Origin of the sequence: Pantoea sp. NPDC088449 (genome assembly GCF_044753225.1) — a bacterium.
Classification (GTDB): Bacteria; Pseudomonadota; Gammaproteobacteria; order Enterobacterales; family Enterobacteriaceae; genus Pantoea; species Pantoea floridensis.
This window is the reverse complement of record NZ_JBIVMT010000001.1, coordinates 1,773,182-1,792,025: the sequence shown is the minus strand read 5'-3', so window position 1 is coordinate 1,792,025 and position 18,844 is coordinate 1,773,182. Positions and strand designations below refer to the sequence as shown.

The following is an 18,844-nucleotide window of genomic DNA, read 5'->3' as shown; positions in this document are numbered from 1 at the left end:
TTATGAAGGTTATTCTCTCTATCGAACCAATAAAATATCCCATAACAGGTATTGGTCGTTATACTTACGAATTAGCAAAAGCGTTAAAAAAAATAAAAAAAATCGATGAGCTTCTCTACTTTGATGGGAAAAAGATTGTTCAGGATATACCTGATGAAAACACAGGTATAACATTATCACATGGATTAAAAAACATTCTTAAAAACAATTCCGCAGCAATTAAAATATATCAAACGCTTTCACCAAAAATAAAAAAAAGAATACTGTCACGCTACGGCAACTATATTTATCATGGTCCGAATTTTTTTTTACCAGAGCATGAAGCTAAAAAAGTGTGTACATTTCATGATCTCAGTCCGTTCATATACCCGAGTTTTTTTGAGCCGAAAAGGTGTAAATACACCCAGCAAGAAATTCTAAAAGGACTTAAACGCAGCGATTTTATTATTACGGTTTCGGAATATATCAAAAAAGAACTGTGTGAGCGTTTCGATTACCCGAGTGATAAAATAAAAACTACGCATTTGGCTGCTTCAAAGAACTTTTTTCCGAGGGATGAGTTACAAACATCATCGGTATTAAAAAAATATAACTTAAAATACCAAGGGTTTTCACTATTCGTCGGCACTATTGAGCCCCGTAAAAATATAGTTTCTCTCATCGACGCTTATGAATCTATGCCAGCTGAACTTAGGCTCTCTTATCCACTGGTTATTAGTGGGTTTAAGGGGTGGAGAAACGAGCAGATTCTTTTTAGAATTAAAAAAGCACAAAGTGAGGGATGGCTGATTTACCTGGGATATATTCCTAATGCGGATATACCTCTGCTTTACAGTGCAGCCAAAGTATTTTGTTTTCCCAGTAATTATGAGGGGTTTGGCTTGCCTGTTTTAGAAGCACTACAGTCTGGTGTTCCGGTAGTATGTTCAAATAACTCCTCATTACCAGAGGTAGCCGGTGAAAACTCATTTTTTCATGAGGCAGGGGATGTTGAGGGTATACGAAATCAGCTCGAAATTGCATTATGCTCTGATGAACATAGAAATCATGCAATTGAGCGGGGAATCATTCATGCCAGACGTTTCAGTTGGGAAAAGTGCGCCCAACAAACGATGGATGTTTATAAAGAATTAATTCATTTATGATAAAAGTTCTTCATTTTTATAAAACTTATTATCCAGATACGTTCGGTGGTATTGAACAAGTTATATTCCAACTTGCCGAGGGCTCAAAAAATAGCGATATTGAGACTAATGTTCTCTCATTGACCCCCGGTGAGACAAATCTTAACGCAACCATAGCCTCTCATAACGCCTTCAAGATCCATTCGGATTTCTCCGTAGCATCAAGTCCATTTTCATTTAGCGCACTATCACTGTTTAAAGAACTTTCAAGTGAGGCCGACATTATTCATTACCACTTCCCATGGCCATTCATGGATGCTTTGCATTTTATTTGTAAGATAAACAAGCCAACGGTAGTAAGCTATCATTCTGATATAGTGCGTCAGAAGAAATTACTAAAAATTTACACACCATTAATGCATAAGTTTTTATCATCTGTAGACAAGATAATTGCTACTTCACCAAACTATGTGGAAACAAGTCCAACCTTAAAAAAATACCTAGATAAGGTTGAGGTAATACCTATTGGAATTAATCAGGAAGGGTATGACCTACCAAATTCCGCGGTGCTTAATTCCTGGCGAACCAGACTACCTGAGCGTTTTTTTCTTTTTGTCGGAACACTTCGTTATTATAAAGGATTGCATGTACTATTAGATGCTAATAAGGATAAAGATTTCCCAGTAATTATTGTGGGATCTGGACCCATCGAGAATGAATTGAAATTGCAAGTCGAAAAACTTGGTCTCAAGAATATTATTTTCCTTGGTGCACTAGATGACGTTGATAAAATAGCGTTGTTACATCTCTGCTATGCGATGGTTTTCCCATCACATTTAAGATCAGAAGCATTTGGTATTTCATTATTAGAAGGGGCGATGTTTAGCAAACCTCTCATCTCGAGTGAGATAGGTACAGGAACATCATGGATAAACATTCATAATGAGACTGGTATTGTCATTCCACCATCTGATCCGGAAGCATTGGCAATGGCGCTAGAGACATTGTGGGAAAACCCGGAATTGGCAAAGACTTACGGAAATAAGGCTTACGAGCGTTACCGGGAACATTTTACAGGTGAAAAAATGGTCTCAGCATACCAGTTTCTGTATAAGTCATTGATAAAGTAGTTGTTTTTTTGGTTGGTGACTTTAGCATCATTCACTACCCGAATATGACTGTAGTGAGTTAACATAATTTCCACCTTTGTTCGCCAGCAGAATTTGTCTGGTAATGAGACCTTCAGACAGGAGTACAAAATGTCCAAGCAACAAATCGGTGTTGTAGGTATGGCAGTAATGGGCCGCAACTTGGCTCTTAACATTGAGAGCCGCGGTTACACTGTTTCTATCTTCAACCGTTCACGCGAAAAGACTGATGAAGTCATCGCTGAGAACCAAGAAAAGAAACTCGCTCCTTTCTATACTGTTGAAGAGTTTGTTGAATCGCTGGAAAAACCACGCCGTATCCTGCTGATGGTACAGGCTGGTGAAGCGACTGATAAAACCATCGCTTCCCTGACTCCGCACCTGGATAAGGGCGATATCCTGATCGATGGCGGTAACACCTTCTATAAAGACACCATTCGTCGTAACAAAGAGCTTTCTGACCAGGGCTTCAACTTCATCGGTACCGGCGTTTCTGGTGGTGAAGAGGGTGCACTGAAAGGGCCATCTATCATGCCTGGTGGCCAGAAAGAAGCATATGAACTGGTTGCGCCTATTCTGGATAAGATCGCTGCGCGTGCGGAAGATGGTGAAGCTTGTGTAGCTTACATCGGCCCGAATGGCGCTGGTCACTATGTGAAGATGGTACATAACGGCATCGAATACGGTGACATGCAGCTGATTGCTGAAGCCTATGCGCTGTTGAAAGGCGCGCTCGGTCTGAACAACGAAGAGCTGGCTGAAACATTCACCGAGTGGAACAACGGCGAGCTGAGCAGCTACCTGATCGACATCACTAAAGATATCTTCACCAAGAAAGACGAAGACGGTAAATATTTGGTTGATGTGATTCTTGATGAAGCAGCCAATAAAGGTACCGGTAAATGGACCAGCCAGAGCTCACTGGATCTTGGTGAGCCGCTTTCACTGATCACTGAATCTGTATTTGCCCGTTATTTATCTTCCCTGAAAACCCAGCGCGTTGCGGCTTCCAAAGTATTGAGCGGCCCGCAGGCGAAAGCCTTCACTGGTGATAAAGCTGAGTTCGTAGAAAAAGTGCGTCGCGCTCTGTATCTGGGCAAAATCGTTTCTTACGCTCAGGGCTTCTCTCAGCTGCGCGCTGCATCGGAAGAGAACAACTGGGATCTGCATTACGGTGAGATTGCTAAAATCTTCCGTGCGGGTTGCATCATCCGTGCTCAGTTCCTGCAGAAAATCACTGATGCTTACGCGAACGATGCAGACATCGCTAACTTGCTGCTGGATCCATACTTCAAGAATATCGCTGATGAATACCAGCAGGCGTTGCGTGATGTTGTTTCTTATGCAATTCAGAATGGTATCCCGACGCCAACCTTCTCAGCGGCGATCGCTTATTACGATAGCTACCGTTCAGAAGTTCTGCCAGCTAATCTGATTCAGGCTCAGCGTGACTACTTCGGTGCTCATACTTATAAGCGCATCGATAAAGATGGCGTATTCCACACCGAGTGGTTGGATTAATAGCAATAAGGCTTCCTTCGGGAAGCCTTTTTTTATACCAACAACTCCCCCCGTCTCCCCGCATTCTCCCCAGCCAGCCGCACCACCAGCATCCCAGCCGTGACAAACTTAGTCAGATTCCTTGCATACAGCACGCCACCAAACTCAGCCACCAGCGGTGTTACCTGGTCAGTAATCGGATCTACGACTTCTGCGACAACTTCCCCGGCTTTAATCCATTCGCCCAGCTTGCGTCGATAAAGCACCAGCCCCGAATGCGCCGCATGGATATACTCACAGCCTGCCAGCTGAGTCGCTGGATGGAGCAGGGCAGGGGAATCGCCCAATTCGCCGGTGATATAGCCGCCTTCAATCAGCGCATTGATGATCGCGTCAGCATCCTTTTCCGCCTGCTCTGGCGATACATCCGCCAAACCGCGCAGCTCCAGCGTTACCGGCAGCAATCCGCGCGGCATAGGGTACTCGTCGCCAAAGCGCTCAGCCAGGGTTAGCCACGGCTCACAGCAGGCTTCATCAAACGGCTCACCACCTGATATCTGTGCCAGCAGCTGCACTTCACTTCCCAGCCAGCGCGCCAGCGGTTCGATATCCGGCCACGCGTGCGGCGTGGTGTACAGATGCGGCAGCGCGTCCCAATCGCAGTGCAGGTCAATCATCAAATCTGCCTGGCTGGCCATACGCATCAGCGTAAAGCGCTGAGAATCGAGCTCGGTGCGCGCCATCAGGCTGCGATAGTGACGATCGATCGCCTCGCGAATCAGACGTTTGTTTTCGTATTCACTCTGCGTGAGCGAGTCTGCCAGCTCCTCAATCAGGGCTTCTCCCAGTGCCGGGAAGCGGCGATTGAAGTCCTGACCCGATAAAGTATGAAAACGGCCCAGATGGCTGCCGTGCCAGTGTTGGCCCATCGCCAGAGGATTAGCCACCGGCACCAGTGTGATTTTGGATTTGAGCTTGCCAGCAGATTCCAGCGCTAATAGCTTTTGCTTCAAATACCATGCCACCGCCATACCTGGCAGTTCATCGCCATGCAGAGCGGCCTGAATATAAACGCGCTGCTGCGAATCAGTACCAAAGTGGAAACTAACAATTTCGCGTTGCGTGCCCAGCGAGGCGCTTAATAGAGGATGATGTTGTTGTTGCATAACGCTATCGATGTCCTTTATTCATGGCACGCTTTCAGCGACGCCAGATGCATTTTCTGATGGAATTATAGTGCTGAGTGCAAAAAGGGCGGCAAAAAAGCCGCCCAAAAGATTACTGCTGGATGGAGATGTCAGTCGCGAAGTACTGTTTCTGAATTTTATCGAAAGTGCCGTTGTTCTTCAGTTCGGCAAACGCGTTATCCAGTGCGGTTTTCAGTTCGGTGTCGCCTTTACGCAGACCAATGGCGGTGCCTGGACCGATAATCGGATCCTGCACAATCGGGCCCGCCAGTTCGAAATCTTTACCCTGCGGATGCTTCAGGAAGCCATTGGCCGCCTGTGCCGCATCGGTGAACACCACGTCAAGTCGGCCTGAAATTAAGTCGCTCTCAACCTGCGCCTGATCGCCGTAAGGCACCACCTGCACGCCGTGTGGTTGCCATTTAGCAAGTGCATAACGCTCCTGCACCGTGCCTTGCTCAACGCCCACGGTTTTGCCTTTCAGTGATTCGGCGGTTGGCAGCAGGCCGGAGCCTTTACGCGCAATCAGTTGAGTATGGGTGTCATACAGCGGCACGGTGAAATCAATCTGCTTCAGACGCTCTTCGGTGATGCCCATATCAGACAGAATGGCATCAAACTTACGCGCTTTTAGCGCCGGGATCATGCCATCGAACTGGCTCTCTACCCAGACGCATTTGGTTTGCATCTGTTCGCACAGCGCATTGCCGAGATCGATATCAAAACCGACCAGCTTGCCCTGTGGCGTTTTGGATTCGAATGGGGGATAGGTTGGATCAACCGCGAAACGCACCTGATCAATTTTCGCCTGTGCGCCGAATGCGCAACCTGCCAGCACAGCCAGCGCCAGCGTCTGACGCAGGCGGGCGGTAAAACGAGAACTTGCCATAATATCGGTCTTCTTGTGTTGTGATGTTGAATCACGAAGAGTACCGCTCACCGTCGGACATGGCAATTAGAGGATTATTTTCATCACGTTACCATTATGCAGCGCCTGATAATCCGCGATATTCAGCACCACCGACTGCTCCAGCAAGCCTGCATTAAAGGCAATTTCGTCATAGCGTTCAAACAGCAGCGGATCCACCACTAATTGTAAATCCGGATGGAAACTAAACGGCGGAATGGCACCAAACACGCAGCCGGTTAGCGCATCCACTTCCGCCGGCGAGGCCAGCGACGCACGACGGCCGCCAACTGCCGCTGCCACTTTGCTGAGATCGGCTTGCCGATCGGCGGGCAACACCGCCAGCACATGCTGTTTGATGCCGTTACCTTTCACATGACACACCAGCGCTTTCGCGCCTTGTCCCACTTCAGTTCCGCGAATCGCCGCCACCGCTTCACATTTGCCAGTCGCTTCATGCGTCATCACGCGATAGCGCGCCCGATGCTGGTCGAGCAGGGCGAGCAGTTTTTCATGGGTGGTCATGTTTTTTTCCATGCTGATGAATAGCGTAGGGTGTGCATTTATGCGCACCTGGAAGATTGGTCGCCATGAATGGCGACCCTACGGAAAATTATTTATGCCGCGCGCGCAGATTATTGATGATGGTGCTCAAATCCAGCTCCTGATCTTGCAACAGCACCATCAGGTGATAAAGCAGATCCGAAGCTTCATTGGTCAACTCGTGACGATCGTTAACCGTTGCCGCCAACGCCGTTTCCACGCCTTCTTCACCCACTTTCTGCGCGATACGCTTGGTGCCGCTGGCATAAAGCTTCGCAGTGTACGAACTCTCAGGGTCGGCGCTTTTGCGCGAAGCCAGCAGCTGCTCCAACTGATAGAGGAACGTCCAGTCCGGCGCGGCCGGTGAGAAGCAGCTGGAAGTGCCGAGATGGCAGGTTGGGCCAATCGGATTCGCCAGCACCAACAGCGTGTCGTTGTCGCAGTCCGGCGTAATGCTCGCCACTTGCAGGAAATGGCCCGAGGTTTCGCCTTTGGTCCATAAACGGTTTTTGGTGCGTGAGAAGAAGGTGACGTTGCCCTCGCTGAGGGTTTTTTGCAGCGCTTCTTCGTTCATATAACCGTGCATCAGCACTTCGCCGGAAACGTTGTGCTGGACGATAACGGGCATCATGCCCGCGGTTTTGACCCAATCCAGCCTGGCCAGTTGTTCTGCAGTTAACACGCGCGAATCTCCACACCGTTGTCGATCAGGAAGTTTTTCAACTCGCCGATATTGATAATTTGTTTGTGAAACACCGAAGCCGCCAGCGCGCCATCGACGTTTGCCTGCTCAAAGGCTTCAAGGAAGTGCGGCATGGTGCCTGCGCCGCCGGAGGCGATCAGCGGCACTTTGCAGACATCGCGCACTTTCTTCAGCTGCACCAGATCGTAGCCGTTACGCACGCCATCCTGGTTCATCATATTGAGGACGATTTCACCTGCGCCCAGTTTCTGCACTTCCTGCACCCAATCGAGGGTTTCCCACGTGGTGACTTTGGTGCGCGCTTCGTCGCCGGTGTACTGATTAACGTGATACTTACCGCTCGCTTCGTCGAACCAGGTATCAATGCCCACCACAATACACTGCACGCCAAAGCGATCGGCCAGGCGCGTAATCAGTGTAGGATCGGCCAGCGCCGGGGAGTTGATAGAAATCTTGTCAGCGCCGAACTGCAGAATGCGCGCTGCGTCTTCCTCACTCTTAATGCCGCCCGCCACGCAGAAAGGAATATCAATCACTTCCGCTACGCGCGATACCCAGCTTTTGTCCACCACCCGGCCATCCGATGAGGCGGTGATATCGTAGAAGACCAGCTCGTCCGCGCCTTCCTGCGCATAACGCTGCGCCAGCGGCACGATGTCGCCAATGATTTCGTGGTTGCGGAACTGAACGCCTTTCACCACTTGCCCGTCACGCACATCGAGACAAGGAATTATCCGTTTTGCCAGCATGCAATCGCCTCCGCTACCGTGAATTTATCTTCCAGTAAAGCGCGACCAACGATCACGCCCTGCGCGCCGCAGCCGCGTAATGCCGCGATATCATCCAGCGAACCGATGCCGCCGGAAGACTGGAAAGCGATATCCGGGAAGGCCGCAGACACCTCTTTATACAGCGCGACGTTAGAGCCGCTCAGCGTGCCGTCGCGAGAAATATCGGTACACAGCACATGCTTGAGGCCAACCGGCAGATACCAGCCAATCACCTCTTCCAGCGTGACGCCCGCCGCTTCCTGCCAGCCGCTGATCGCTACGTCTTTGCGATTGTTGGCGTCAATGCGCACATCTAATGCCAGCACGATGGCGTCCGCGCCAAACTCGCTAAACCAGCTTTTCACCTCTTCCGGTTGCTTCACCGCGGTGGAACCGACCACCACGCGCGTAGCGCCGGCAGCCAGCAGCGCCGCCACGTCATCACGGTTGCGGATGCCGCCGCCCACCTGCACCGGCACATTCACGCCGCGCAGCAAGGTGGTGAGCAGGGGAATCTGGCGTTTCGCCGGATCTTTCGCGCCGGTCAAATCCACCAGATGCAGCACCTCGGCGCCCTGGCGTTGGTAGTCCTGCAAGCGTGGCAGCGGGTCGCTACCGTAATCGCGCTGCTGGCCGTAATCGCCCTGATGCAGGCGCACCACTTTGCCGTCGATTAAATCTAATGCGGGGATAATCATCACATCTCCAGGAAATTTTTCAGCAGCTGCGCGCCGGCTTTGCCTGAACGCTCCGGGTGGAACTGCACGCCAAAGAAGTTATCTTTCTGCAGGGCCGCGGTGAACGGATGGCCGTAGTCGCACTGGGCGATGGTCGCCGCATTCACCGGCATGGCGTAGCTGTGCACGAAATAGAAGTAGCTGCCATCGGGAATATCGCGGAACAGATGATGACCCGCTCTGGCGGTGATCTGGTTCCAGCCCATGTGCGGCAGCGGTAAACCTTGCGTATCCATCAGCGACACCGGCTCATCGATCAAACCGAGCGTGGTCACGCCACCGTTCTCATCGCTGCCGCGGCCGAGTAGCTGCATACCGAGGCAAATGCCCAGCACCGGCTGGGTACAGGCTTTGATCAGGTCGATGAGATCGCGCTCCTGCAGCTGATTCATCGCTGCCTGCGCGGTACCCACGCCCGGCAACAGCAGTTTGTCAGCATGCAGCACCACGTCCGGATCGCGGCTAACCTGCGGCGTGTAGCCAAGGCGCTCAATCGCCCACTTCACCGACGACAGGTTGGCGCAGCCGGTATCAAGGATCACCACGTTCATCACAGCACTCCTTTCGAGCTCGGCAGGGTGTTGCCTTCCACGCGAATTGCCTGGCGCAGCGTGCGGCCAAAGGCTTTGAACAGGCTCTCTACGCGATGGTGATCGTTGCGGCCTTTGGTTTTCAGGTGCAGCGTGCTCATCATGGCGTAGGAGAGCGAGCTAAAGAAGTGCTCAACCATCTCGGTGCTGAGATCGCCGACGCGCTGATAGCTAAATTCGGCTTTGAATTCGATGTGCGGGCGGCCGGAGATATCCAGCGCGCAGCGCGCTAGGCACTCATCCATTGGCAGCACGAAGCCGAAACGGCCGATGCCACGTTTGTCGCCCAGCGCTTTCAGCAGCGCTTCGCCGAGCGCCAAACCGGTATCTTCTACCGTGTGGTGATCGTCGATATAGAGATCGCCTTTTACATCAATGTTCATGCGGAAGCCGCCGTGCACCGCAATCTGATCCAGCATGTGATCAAAGAAGCCGACGCCAGTGTTAATTTTGCTGCCGCCTTCGCGGTCCAGCCACACTTCGACTTTAATCTGCGTCTCTTTGGTGTTGCGTTGCACCAGCGCGTAGCGATCGCGCTTAGTCAGGCGAGCCTGAATCGCATCCCAATCTTCGCCTTCCGCGCCATAACGCAGGCCCTGAATGCCCATGTTCTGCGCCAGCTGAATGTCGGTGAGGCGATCGCCAATCACATAGCTGTTGGCGGTATCCAGCGCGCCAGCGGCCAGCCAGGCTTCCACCATTTTGGTTTTCGGCTTGCGGCAATCGCAGTTATCTTCCGGCATGTGCGGGCAGATCAGGATGTCGCTGAAGTTCACGCCTTGCGAGCTGAGAATCTGCATCATCAGGTTGTGCGGACCATCAAAATCGGCCTGCGGGAAGCTGTCGGTACCCAGGCCATCCTGATTGGTGATCATCACCAGCTGATAACCGGCTTCCTGCAACGCCAGCAGCGCAGGAATGGCATTCTTCTCAAACGCCAGCTTCTCCATACGATCCACCTGATAATCGGTAGGTGGCTCAGAGATGAGGGTGCCGTCGCGGTCGATAAAAAGGATCTTCTGACTCATGCTTGCTCCACTGATAAGGCTTGCAGCGCGGCGATCAGGCGCTCGCACTCTTTACGGGTGCCGATGGAGATGCGCAGGCATCCCGCAAGGCCGGGGTTTTTGTTTTGGTCGCGCAGAATAATGCCTTGATCCCACAGCGTTTTAAACACTTTTGGTGAATCCGTGAAGCGCGCCAGAATGTAGTTGGTTTCACTCGGGAACACTTGCTGCACCACCTCAATCTGCGGTAACTGCTCAAACAGCCAGGCGCGATTGGCGTTCAGTTCGGCGACGTGCTGGCGCATCAGCGCGATGCCTTGCTCGCTCAGCGCTTGCCCGGCGACATCGGCCACCGGCGTGGCAAGCGGATAGGGCGCAATCACCTTCATCAGCAGATCGATCACCGGTTTGTTGGCCAGGGTGAAGCCGCAGCGCAAACCGGCCAGCGCAAAGGCTTTTGACAGCGTACGCAGAATCACTAAGTGCGGATAATCCTGCAGCCAGCTCGCCAGCGTCGCTTCCGGGCAGAACTCGATATAGGCTTCATCAGCCACCACCAGCGCTTTACCGGCGGTCATCGCCAGCAGCTCGCGGATGTCATCCTGATTGATCAGGTTGCCGGTAGGATTGTTCGGGCTGCACATATAGACGACTTTTACGCCGTCGATCTGCTCGGCAATCGCTGGCAGATTGAGCTGCCAGTCGTCGAGCGCGGCTACGGTGCGATATTCAATGCCGATGGTTTCGGCACTGACGCTGTACATGCCGTAGGTTGGCGGGCAGAACAGAATGGCATCTTTGCCCGGCTCGCAGAAAGCGCGCATCAGCAGCTCAATGCCTTCATCGGCACCGCGGCTCACCAGAACCTGCTCCGGCGTTAAACCGGCGTAAGCGGCGTAACGCTCAATCACCAACTTCGGCTGGCATTCCGGATAGCGGTTTAGCGTCTGCTGCGACAGTTCAAACGGCACCGGCAGCGGGAATTCGTTGGCGTTCAGCCACACATCACCGTTGCCACCCAGACGACGCGCCGATTGATACGGCGTTAGCGCACGCACGTTGGCGCGCGCTAACTCTTCAATATTCAGGCTCATGCTTGCTCCTTCAGCGCGGCAACACGCAGGGTAACGGCATTTTTGTGGGCTTCCAGCTGCTCGGCGGCGGCCAGGGTTTCAATTGTCGCGGCAAGATTAAGGAAACCTTGTGGCGTTAACTCTTGCACCGTCATACGTTTCTGGAAATCGGCCAGTCCAAGGCTGGAACAGGTGGCGGTGTAACCGTAGGTCGGCAGCACATGATTGGTGCCAGACGCGTAATCGCCCGCCGATTCCGGCGACCAGTCGCCAAGAAACACGGAACCGGCGCTGGTGATGCTGTCTACCAGCTCGCGCGGCTGACGCGTCTGAATAATCAGGTGCTCCGGGCCGTACAAGTTGGAGATCTCGATGCACTGATCCAGGTCGCGCAGCACAATCAAACGGCTGCTCTCTAACGCCTTACGCGCGGTGGCGGCACGCGGCAGCTGTGCCAGCTGTTCCTCAACCGCTTGCGCCACGCCTGCAGCCAGCTGCAGCGACGGCGTCAGCAAAATCACCTGCGAATCCGGGCCATGCTCCGCCTGCGACAGCAAATCGGATGCCACGAATGCCGGCGTTGCGCCTTCATCCGCAATTACCAGCACTTCCGATGGACCGGCAGGCATATCAATTGCCGCACCGTCGAGACGCTGGCTGACCTGACGTTTCGCTTCCGTCACATACGCGTTGCCTGGGCCAAAAATCTTGTCCACTTTCGGCACAGTTTCGGTGCCGAAGGCGAGGGCGGCGATGGCTTGTGAGCCGCCAACCTGAAACACCTCTTTCACACCGCACAGCTGCGCGGCGTAAAGGATTTCATCGGCAATCGGCGGCGGCGAGCACAACACCACGCGGCCGCAACTGGCGATACGAGCTGGCGTCGCCAGCATCAACACGGTTGAGAACAGCGGGGCGGAACCGCCAGGAATGTACAAACCCACCGATTTCACCGGCCGGGTAATCTGCTGGCAGCGCACGCCGGGCTGAGTTTCGACATCCACTTCGGCTAGAATCTGTGCGTTATGGAAGGTTTCAATATTAGCCATTGCGGCAGCCATTGCCTGCTTCAGCGTGTCGCTCAGGCGATCGCTGGCGGCTTGCATCTCTTCTGGCGTGACGCGCAAATTATCCACCTGCGCCTTGTCGAAGCGCGCGCTAAATTCGCGCAGCGCTGCATCGCCTTCATTTTTCACTTTCACCAGCACGTCGCGCACGATGTGACTGATGCTTTCTGAAGCCGACATCGCCGGACGCATCAGCAGCGCTTGCTGCTGCTCTGCGCTGCACTGTTGCCAATCAATCGGTGTCATCAGGTTGCTCATCGTGTTACTCCAACATTTTTTCAATTGGCAGTACGAGGATTGAGCTGGCGCCCAGCGCTTTCAGCTTTTCCATGGTTTCCCAGAACAGGGTTTCGGTGCTCACCATGTGCATCGCCACGCGGCTCACGTCACCGGCCAGCGGCAGCACGGTTGGACGCTCGGCGCCCGGCAGCAGGGCAATCACTTCTTCCAGACGCTCGCTTGGCGCGTGCAGCATGATGTACTTAGACTCACGCGCTTTGATCACGCCCTGAATGCGCGTCATCATTTTATCAACCAGTTCCTGCTTGGCGGCAGGCAGTTCGCCGTCGCGCTGAATCAGCACCGCTTTAGAGCGGTAGATGACTTCCACTTCGCGCAGACCGTTGGCTTCCAGCGTGGCGCCGGTAGACACCAGGTCACAAATCGCATCGGCCAGGCCAGCACGTGGTGCGACTTCGACAGAACCGTTCAGCAGACAGGATTTAAAGGCGACGCCTTGTTTATCGAGATATTTCTTCAGCAGGTGAGGATAAGAGGTGGCGATGCGGGCGTTATTCAGGCATTGCGGGCCGGTGTACTCTTCATCAACCGGCATCGCCAGCGACAGGCGACAACCGCCGAAATCCAGACGACGCAGCGTGAAGTAGCGCGGATCTTCGCCCTGAGCACGGCGGTTCAGCAGCTCTTCTTCCAGCACGTTCTCACCGACGATGCCGAGATCCACTACGCCATCCATCACCAGGCCAGGAATATCGTCATCACGCACGCGCAGGATATCGATGGGCATGTTCTCCGCAAACGCAATCAGACGCTGCTGCTGAAGGTTGATTTTGATACCGCAACGGGCCAGCAGTTCGCGTGATTCATCGCTTAAACGGCCAGATTTCTGCATAGCTATGCGAATTCGGGTGTTATCTAACATGGTTCCTGTCCTCTTATTCAATCCTGTCTGAACGTATTGGGTTGCGTCCGCCCATAAAAAAACCCCCGGAAGAAGATCTTCCGGGGGCTCTCTTTGCGTTCGCACCACTGGAAGATCCTAATCGTCTCCCAGCACACATCGCCTGAAAGACTAGTCAGGATGATGGTGATGATGGTGGTTGAACTGAACGCGTGTCATAGTAAATTCCGTTGCTGAATGAGTATTCATTTGCGTGCTGATTAACCTAACGAAGATGGTGACAATTGGCAACCCTTTTTTAAGCGTCAATTTCCGGAATCTCCCGAAACAGTTTGCGCTGGTTTGGCACATCTACCGGCACTAAGATGAAGTCTGAGCCCATAGCAGGAGTCGATATGAAAAAGGTCGCGATTGTAGGTCTGGGATGGCTGGGTATGCCGCTGGCGATGGCGCTAACGACACGCGGCTGGCAGGTGACCGGCAGTAAAACCTCGCCGGATGGCGTGGATGCCGCACGCCGCTGCGGCATTGAGGCGTTTCAGCTGGTGCTGACGCCCGAACTGGAGTGTGAAGCCGAAGAATTAGATACGCTGATGGCAGTGGATGCGCTGGTGGTGACCTTGCCCGCCAGCCGCACGGTGAAAGGCGCGGAAGATTACATGCAGGCAGTACAGAACGTGGTGGATACTGCGCTGGCGAAAAAAGTGCCGCGCATCATCTTTACCAGCTCATCGTCAGTTTACGGCAGTGGCGAGGGCGTGATGAAAGAGAACAGCCCGCTGCAGCCGGAAACGGTGGCCGGTAAGACGCTGGTGGAACTGGAAAACTGGTTGCACGATCTGCCGGGCACCAGCGTGGACATTGTACGCCTCGCGGGATTAGTCGGGCCGAATCGTCATCCGGGGCGTTTCCTGGCGGGCAAAACCGGGCTGGAAAATGGCGGCCATGCGGTGAATCTGGTGCATCTCGACGACGTAGTGGACGCGATTGTGCTGCTGCTGCAAACGCCGAAGGGCGGCCACGTTTACAATCTGTGTGCCTCGAAACATCCGTCGCGCGACAGTTTTTACCCCAGCGTGTCGAAGCAGTTAGGGCTAGAGCCGCCAACGTTTGTGGCGGAGCCGGAGCGCTCGGCCGGAAAAGTGGTGGATGGCTCAAAAATCGCCAATGAGCTGGGCTTTGAGTACACCTACGATGACCCGATGAAAATGCCGCTGGAGTAGTTTTTCAGGTGCGCATTAATGCGCACCCTACGATGTAGGGGCGCCATTCATGGCGACCTGGTCACACCCCAAACCGATCCCTTAACGCATACCAGGCCGCGCCCATCGCCGTGAGCGGCACTTTAAATCTTCGTCCGCCCGGAAATGGCAGGTGCGGCAGTTTCGCGAACGCATCAAAACGCTCCGCATGCCCACGCAGCACTTCAGCAATCAACTTCCCAGAGAGATGCGTACAGGTAACGCCGTGGCCGCTGTCGCCCTGCATAAAGAAGGCATTCTTCTCCACCTGGCCGAACTGCGGCATGCGCGACAAGGTCAGCAGGAAATTGCCGCTCCAGCGATGGCTGATTTTGATATCGCGCAGCTGTGGGAACGTACGCAACAGTTTAGGACGAATCAGCGCTTCGATATCATCCGGCTCGCGCGCACCATACACCACGCCACCGCCATACAGCAGGCGGTTGTCGGCAGTCAGACGGAAGTAATCGAGCAGATAGTTACAATCTTCCACGCAGTAATTGTTTGGCAACAACCCTAGCGCCTGATCGCGCGTTAAAGGTTCGGTGGTGACGATTTGCGAGCCGCACGGCATACTTTTGCGGCTCAGGCGCGGTTCGAGCTGCGCAGGTAAATAGGCATTGCCTGCAAAAATCACAAAGGTGGCGGAGACTGCTCCTTTGGCGGTTTTTATTCGATGCGGTGCGCCATATTGCACTTCAATTGCCGCCGATTGCTCATAGATGCGTCCGCCATGGCGGCGAATGGCTTCTGCTTCACCCAGCGCCAGATTCAGGGGATGCAGGTGGCCGCCGCGCTTATCGAGTAATCCACCCACATAACGATCGGTGGCGACTTCGCGGCGAATAGCGCGTTCATCCAGCAGTTCCAAATCGTGATTGCCATAGCGGGCCCAGCTGGCTTTCTGGCTGCGCAGGTGGCCCATTTGTCGCTGATTGAACGCCGCAAAAATCCCGCCGGGACGATAATCACAGGCAATGGCATAACGATCGATGCGATCGCGAATAATCTCCGCGCCTTCAAACATCATGCTGCCAAGCAGTTGTGCGGTCTCTTTACCGTAACGCTGCTCAATCACATCCACATCCCGGCTGTAGGAGTTCACCACCTGGCCGCCGTTACGACCGCTGGCGCCGAAGCCAATTTTTGCCGCCTCTAACACCACCACATCGTAACCGGCTTCCGTCAGAAACAGGGCGGAAGAGAGGCCGGTAAAGCCTCCACCAATAATACAGACATCACACTGCACCGATTCTTGCAGTTCAGGCCACGGCGCGTGAGCGTTGGCGGTGGCCGCGTAATAACTTCCCACATGTTGCATAACATCCTCCTTAAGCGCGCAACCTTAGAAATGAGCTGACGTATGCACTTTTCCAGATGCCAAAGTGGCACGATTCATGGCTGTTTTTCGTTGTGATAATGGATAGCGGCCTGGATAAAGGCCGCAAACAACTGGCGCGAAATCGGATCGCGATCGGAGTGCCATTCCGGATGCCACTGCACGGCAAGCGCGAAAGGGTGCTGGCGCAGGCTTACCGCCTCAATCAGCCCGTCGGGCGCACGTGCTTCGACGCGCAATTGCGGCCCAGGCTCGCGAATGCCCTGACCATGTAATGAATTGACAGCAAACGCCTCGCTGCTGCCGAGCAGCTGGCTCAGCATGCCATCAATTTCTGGCTGCACCTCATGCACCGGCGCATACTGCTCATCCAGCGACAGCGTGTCGTCTTCCCGGTGTTCGTGGAAAAGATGTGTCATATGCAATTGGCGATGCAGCGCGCCGCCGTTCGCGACCACCAACTCTTGCAAGCCGCGACAGATGCCAAACATCGGCATCTTTTTACCCGCCGCATGTGTGATAAGCCCGAAGGCGAGACGATCGCGCGCCGGATCGGCATGCGCCTCTTTGCCATCCTCGCCATAGTGCCAGGGTTCGATATTGCTGGGGCTGCCGGTCAGCAAAATGCCATCCAGCACCGTCATACTGTTTTCTAATAGATGTGGAGAATGCATCAGTTGGTGGGGCAACGGCAGCGGCACGCCACCGGCCAAAACGACAGCGTCGAGATACTTGTTGTGAACCGTTTGCGCTGAATGGTTGCCAATAACATTTTGGCACATCACTACACCAATCAAAGGCTTGTCAAAAATAATGCCCATAACGTCTCCGCGCTGCTGTTCAATATTTTCGCCGAAATGGCACGGCTGGCGTTAAAAGTGTGCAATGTTTTGTCAATCTAGCAACCGCTTGTTCGTTCTTCAAACAGATTTGTTACATTTGCACACTTTTTGCGTTAGCGCTATGTTAGAGGAATGGCTGTTATTTTGAGCATTGCGCGCACCAATTCTAAACGGTAAAGGGCGGGTGGGATCATGACGAACCTCGTAGAAGTAGAAGACTTCACGCGACATAGTGAAGAGAAACGAACAAGCGCGTTCCAGCTGGAGGTGAAAACCTGGCTGGAACGCCATCCTGAAACGCAGTATGTCGATATTCTTCTTAATGATTTAAATGGGGTATTTCGCGGTAAACGCATTCCCATCGCCGCATTGGCAAAACTGGAAAAAGGGTGTTATTTCCCGGCCTCAGTCTTCGCCATGGATATTCTCGGTAATACCGTCGAAGAAGCCGGACTAGGACAGTCATTAGGCGAACCCGACCACCTCTGCATACCGGTTCCTGGAACCTTAATCCCCTCAGCCGCCGACCCCACGCACATTGCGCAGCTGCTGCTCACCATGTGTAACCAAGATGGCACTCCCTTTGACGTTGAACCCCGTAATGTCCTCAATCGGCTGTGGCAACAGCTGCGTAATCGAGGATTGTTCCCGGTGGTAGCGGTAGAGCTGGAGTTCTATCTGGTGGATAAGAAGCGTGATGCGGAAGGATTTATTCAACCGCCGTGCTCACCGGGCAGCGATGAGCGCAACATGCAGAGCCAGGTTTATTCGGTAGATAATCTCGATCATTTCGCCGACGTGCTGCGTGATATCGACACTCTGGCGAAGCTGCAGGGCATTCCCGCTGACGGCGCACTGGCGGAAGCGTCGCCCGGACAGTTTGAAATCAACCTGCATCACACGCGCGATGTGCTCAAAGCCTGCGATCATGCCATCCAGCTTAAACGCCTGGTGCGTCAGGTGGCGGAAAATCACGGCATGACCGCCACCTTTATGGCGAAGCCTTATGAAGAGTATGCGGGCAGCGGTATGCATGTGCACATCAGCATGCTGGACGCCGCCGATCACAACGCCTTTGCGCTGGATGACGGCAGCGATTCACCGCTGATGAAACGCGCGCTGGCGGGCATGATCGATCTGATGCCGGCTTCGATGGCGCTACTGGCGCCAAACGTTAACGCCTATCGCCGTTTTCTGCCCGAAGCCTATGTGCCGCTGCAAGCGTCATGGGGGCACAATAATCGTACCGTAGCACTGCGCGTACCCTGCGGGGATATGGATAATCACCGCATTGAGTATCGCGTGGCGGGAGCCGATGCAAATCCCTATCTGGTGGTGTCAACAATTCTTGCCGGAATTTTGCACGGTTTAGATAATCAGCTACCCTTACCGCATGCGGTGCAGGGCAATGGACATGAGGCAGAAGGGCTGGCGTTACCGATTCGGCAGAGCGATGCGCTGTATGAATTCGAGAATAGCTATCCGCTGCAAAAGCTGCTGGGTGAGCGTTTTAGCGGGGTGTGGCACAGCTGCAAACAGTATGAACTGATGCAGTTTGAGCGCCTGATCACCGCCACAGAGATCGACTGGATGCTCAAGAATGCTTAACCGCCTGAAGAATTGATCTAACGTCTTGTGCCGATGGCATAAGTTGGGGCAAAATACGCGCCCTGCAAAATGAGAAACTAACCGACGTTAACCACGTCGGTTATTTTTTTGCATGATGTACTCACTGACATTTAAACGAGGCCGGACACGCATCCGGATAGATAGATACTGACAAACACGCGTTGTGCGTGAGATTTGAGGAAAACAAAGATGGGACTGTTTAACATTGCACCAGCTCAGGCTGGTTCTCGCTTTCGTGATGATTACGGCGCGGCGACAATCGCAAACACAAAAATCACTTCTCACTGCAGCAAATT

The 18,844-nt window shown here is 53.4% G+C and carries 19 protein-coding genes and 1 other annotated feature; of the genes, 5 read left to right on the top strand and 14 right to left on the bottom strand.

Annotated features, from left to right (window positions below):
* Positions 1-2 precede the first annotated feature (2 nt).
* From ACIP6T_RS08575 to gndA, 3 genes are all read left to right on the top strand, one after another.
* Positions 3-1,145, top strand: coding sequence for a glycosyltransferase family 1 protein (locus ACIP6T_RS08575; RefSeq protein WP_345829047.1), 1,143 nt, complete (start codon positions 3-5; stop codon positions 1,143-1,145).
* Positions 1,142-2,254, top strand: a complete 1,113-nt coding sequence (locus ACIP6T_RS08570; protein WP_400456406.1) for a glycosyltransferase family 4 protein — start codon at positions 1,142-1,144, stop codon at positions 2,252-2,254. Before ACIP6T_RS08575 ends, ACIP6T_RS08570 begins: the two co-directional genes overlap by 4 nt.
* 129 nt (positions 2,255-2,383) lie before the next feature.
* On the top strand, positions 2,384-3,793 hold the full coding sequence (gene gndA, locus ACIP6T_RS08565) for an NADP-dependent phosphogluconate dehydrogenase (protein ID WP_345829051.1): 1,410 nt from the start codon (positions 2,384-2,386) through the stop codon (positions 3,791-3,793).
* A 32-nt stretch (positions 3,794-3,825) separates the two neighbouring features.
* Here gndA and ACIP6T_RS08560 read toward each other — a convergent pair whose 3' ends face one another.
* The 12 genes from ACIP6T_RS08560 to hisL all read right to left on the bottom strand — a co-directional run bounded on the left by ACIP6T_RS08560 (position 3,826) and on the right by hisL (position 13,716).
* Complete coding sequence (locus ACIP6T_RS08560; RefSeq protein ID WP_345829053.1) at positions 3,826-4,938, bottom strand: succinylglutamate desuccinylase/aspartoacylase family protein; 1,113 nt, start codon at positions 4,936-4,938, stop codon at positions 3,826-3,828.
* Between the two features lie 112 nt (positions 4,939-5,050).
* The gene (locus tag ACIP6T_RS08555; RefSeq protein WP_345829055.1) at positions 5,051-5,848 is read right to left on the bottom strand and encodes an ABC transporter substrate-binding protein; all 798 of its coding nucleotides are present in this window, start codon (positions 5,846-5,848) and stop codon (positions 5,051-5,053) included.
* Between the two features lie 66 nt (positions 5,849-5,914).
* The gene (locus ACIP6T_RS08550) at positions 5,915-6,391 is read right to left on the bottom strand and encodes a YbaK/prolyl-tRNA synthetase associated domain-containing protein (protein ID WP_345829057.1); all 477 of its coding nucleotides are present in this window, start codon (positions 6,389-6,391) and stop codon (positions 5,915-5,917) included.
* A gap of 88 nt (positions 6,392-6,479) precedes the next feature.
* Complete coding sequence (hisIE, locus tag ACIP6T_RS08545) at positions 6,480-7,091, bottom strand: bifunctional phosphoribosyl-AMP cyclohydrolase/phosphoribosyl-ATP diphosphatase HisIE (RefSeq protein ID WP_101763386.1); 612 nt, start codon at positions 7,089-7,091, stop codon at positions 6,480-6,482.
* Entirely contained in the window at positions 7,085-7,861 is a 777-nt protein-coding gene (gene hisF / locus ACIP6T_RS08540; protein ID WP_007888882.1) for an imidazole glycerol phosphate synthase subunit HisF, read from the bottom strand. The genes hisIE and hisF overlap by 7 nt, the downstream gene beginning before the upstream one ends.
* Complete coding sequence (gene hisA, locus ACIP6T_RS08535) at positions 7,843-8,580, bottom strand: 1-(5-phosphoribosyl)-5-[(5-phosphoribosylamino)methylideneamino]imidazole-4-carboxamide isomerase (protein WP_400456402.1); 738 nt, start codon at positions 8,578-8,580, stop codon at positions 7,843-7,845. Before hisA ends, hisF begins: the two co-directional genes overlap by 19 nt.
* Entirely contained in the window at positions 8,580-9,170 is a 591-nt protein-coding gene (gene hisH / locus ACIP6T_RS08530; RefSeq protein WP_400456400.1) for an imidazole glycerol phosphate synthase subunit HisH, read from the bottom strand. Before hisH ends, hisA begins: the two co-directional genes overlap by 1 nt.
* Positions 9,170-10,237 (bottom strand): bifunctional histidinol-phosphatase/imidazoleglycerol-phosphate dehydratase HisB, encoded by a 1,068-nt coding sequence (hisB, locus tag ACIP6T_RS08525; protein WP_400456398.1) that lies wholly within the window; start codon positions 10,235-10,237, stop codon positions 9,170-9,172. Before hisB ends, hisH begins: the two co-directional genes overlap by 1 nt.
* On the bottom strand, positions 10,234-11,310 hold the full coding sequence (hisC, locus tag ACIP6T_RS08520) for a histidinol-phosphate transaminase (RefSeq protein WP_345829067.1): 1,077 nt from the start codon (positions 11,308-11,310) through the stop codon (positions 10,234-10,236). The genes hisB and hisC overlap by 4 nt, the downstream gene beginning before the upstream one ends.
* Positions 11,307-12,614 carry a histidinol dehydrogenase gene (gene hisD, locus ACIP6T_RS08515; RefSeq protein WP_400456395.1) on the bottom strand — a complete coding sequence of 436 codons (1,308 nt, stop codon included), beginning with the start codon at positions 12,612-12,614 and terminating at the stop codon, positions 11,307-11,309. The genes hisC and hisD overlap by 4 nt, the downstream gene beginning before the upstream one ends.
* Before the next feature lie 4 nt (positions 12,615-12,618).
* The gene (hisG, locus tag ACIP6T_RS08510; protein WP_097096747.1) at positions 12,619-13,518 is read right to left on the bottom strand and encodes an ATP phosphoribosyltransferase; all 900 of its coding nucleotides are present in this window, start codon (positions 13,516-13,518) and stop codon (positions 12,619-12,621) included.
* 53 nt (positions 13,519-13,571) lie between these two features.
* Positions 13,572-13,693 (bottom strand) — a sequence feature (His leader region).
* Positions 13,669-13,716, bottom strand: coding sequence for a his operon leader peptide (hisL, locus tag ACIP6T_RS08505; RefSeq protein WP_100396937.1), 48 nt, complete (start codon positions 13,714-13,716; stop codon positions 13,669-13,671). (Overlaps the previous feature by 25 nt.)
* A gap of 176 nt (positions 13,717-13,892) precedes the next feature.
* Here hisL and ACIP6T_RS08500 point away from each other — a divergent pair, with 176 nt between their 5' ends.
* A complete protein-coding gene (locus tag ACIP6T_RS08500; RefSeq protein ID WP_345829071.1) occupies positions 13,893-14,720 on the top strand; it encodes an SDR family oxidoreductase in 828 nt (275 codons plus the stop codon).
* Between the two features lie 61 nt (positions 14,721-14,781).
* Here the strand turns inward: ACIP6T_RS08500 and ACIP6T_RS08495 are convergent, their stop codons facing one another.
* Together ACIP6T_RS08495 and puuD are read right to left on the bottom strand one after the other, a co-directional pair.
* On the bottom strand, positions 14,782-16,059 hold the full coding sequence (locus ACIP6T_RS08495) for an FAD-binding oxidoreductase (RefSeq protein WP_345829073.1): 1,278 nt from the start codon (positions 16,057-16,059) through the stop codon (positions 14,782-14,784).
* Between the two features lie 74 nt (positions 16,060-16,133).
* On the bottom strand, positions 16,134-16,898 hold the full coding sequence (puuD, locus tag ACIP6T_RS08490) for a gamma-glutamyl-gamma-aminobutyrate hydrolase (protein WP_345829075.1): 765 nt from the start codon (positions 16,896-16,898) through the stop codon (positions 16,134-16,136).
* A 210-nt stretch (positions 16,899-17,108) separates the two neighbouring features.
* Between puuD and ACIP6T_RS08485 the strand changes: the two genes are divergently transcribed.
* Positions 17,109-18,527: a glutamine synthetase gene (locus ACIP6T_RS08485; RefSeq protein ID WP_176519214.1), complete on the top strand. Its 1,419-nt coding sequence runs from the start codon at positions 17,109-17,111 to the stop codon at positions 18,525-18,527.
* Positions 18,528-18,844 lie beyond the last annotated feature (317 nt).